The sequence below is a fragment of the Vibrio marinisediminis genome, from assembly GCF_014050145.1.
Classification (GTDB): domain Bacteria; phylum Pseudomonadota; class Gammaproteobacteria; order Enterobacterales; family Vibrionaceae; genus Vibrio; species Vibrio marinisediminis.
Genome location: NZ_JACFYF010000061.1, coordinates 1 through 466, shown reverse-complemented (window position 1 = coordinate 466; position 466 = coordinate 1). Strand labels below are relative to the sequence as shown.

General features: G+C 40.8%; 1 protein-coding gene. It reads right to left on the bottom strand.

The features are described 5' to 3' along the window. Positions 1 to 89: 89 nt before the first annotated feature. Entirely contained in the window at positions 90 to 347 is a 258-nt protein-coding gene (locus H2O73_RS20300) for a nicotinamide mononucleotide transporter (RefSeq protein ID WP_102396431.1), read from the bottom strand. Between the last annotated feature and the right edge of the window lie 119 nt (positions 348 to 466).

The following is a 466-nucleotide window of genomic DNA, read 5'->3' as shown; positions in this document are numbered from 1 at the left end:
ATGGCTGTATGTGGGATGCAGATAGCGCCAAAAATTAACTATTGACGCCATAGTCTCTTGTTATGTGCGAACTTTTAACTTTTTGATGACTATTCAGCCACGCTTACTTTAGGCTCTTTCTCTGATGTCGACCATTTAATGATTGCTCTAAGGTTCATTGAGAAAAAGATGATATTTGCAATTATCATTGCCACACTGCCAGTAAGATAACCAACTGCAACCCAACTGGTGTTACCGCACATCATTAAAATGAACCCAATCTTGTTCTTATTTCCAATTTGCCAGATAGCAAGAAACGTAAGTACCATTGCAACCCAGTCGATTCCATAGTACTGAAAATATTCCATTTTTCCTCCAAGCACATAACGCCGCATTAAGTGGTGAGCAACGCCTACCACCCTGCCTAAACCATTGTGACATAAACACTTAACCCAAAGTAAGCCGAAAACGCCTTGCGTTGGGAATC